We start from the raw sequence: 831 nt of genomic DNA on the forward strand, positions 1-831 counted from the left end.
AGCCCATAGTTTATCGCAAGCTTTTTTTAATGAAGACCAGTAATACTCTGGATCTTGTTCAGCCCAGCCCGGCTGGCTAGAGAAGTAAGGCTCGAGCTCTTGTTTGCCCTTAGCGATCAAATTACCTTGGGTATCAAATATTATGGCCCGAACACTTTGAGTACCGTTATCAATGGTGAAGATATACTGCTCGCTCATCACACCACCCGCTCTTCTTTTTTGGCTTCTTCGACAGGAAGAGAATAATGAGCACTAATAATACGCTGATACCTGCTCGCCTCCTGATCCCAACGAGGCTCATCCCAGCCTAAAGCTTCCAAACAATGAGCCTTGACGCGAGTAAGCACGGCCTCACCACCTTTAGGAAGAACAAGTCCTAAACGAGTGCGGCGCAGCATTAGATCGTCTAAATGCACGACTAGTTGAGTTTCACAGGCATAAACAAGCTCAGCGAATATGGTATCACTAGTCAAGACTTTGTCTGCTAACTCAGGTTTCCTATCTACCAGCTCAACGATACGTTCTGCGCCAAAGCCATAGCGTCCTTTTAGCCTACGAATCTGAGGTGCATTGATATGAGCTGAAGCCATTACATGGTCAGTCTCAGGAAAGTGTGTACTCGACTTAAAGTCTTCAGGTTTCCGATTTAAATATCTCGCCGCCGTTTGAAGCACATCCAAGGCGATTAAACGATAAGTCGTCAGCTTACCTCCTGCAACGCTCACCATGCCTCGATTATCCCAGACAACATGTTCACGCTTTTCATCAGAAGGCTTTGCCGGTTTACTCAAGTCAGCTTCTTGCTTGCTAGAATGTTTACTGACAACAGGG

2 protein-coding genes are annotated in these 831 nt (G+C 46.2%); both read right to left on the reverse strand.

Annotated features, from left to right (window positions below; all coding sequences use genetic code 11):
• Positions 1-198: FGGY family carbohydrate kinase (locus A3735_RS03005; RefSeq protein ID WP_255375130.1), on the reverse strand; the 198-nt coding region annotated here is incomplete at its 3' end.
• Positions 198-831, reverse strand: a 634-nt coding sequence (locus A3735_RS03010; protein ID WP_304439956.1) for a glycerol-3-phosphate dehydrogenase C-terminal domain-containing protein, incomplete at its 5' end; no start/stop codon positions are given. The genes A3735_RS03010 and A3735_RS03005, both read right to left, overlap by 1 nt.

Source organism: Oleiphilus sp. HI0061 (assembly GCF_001635675.1).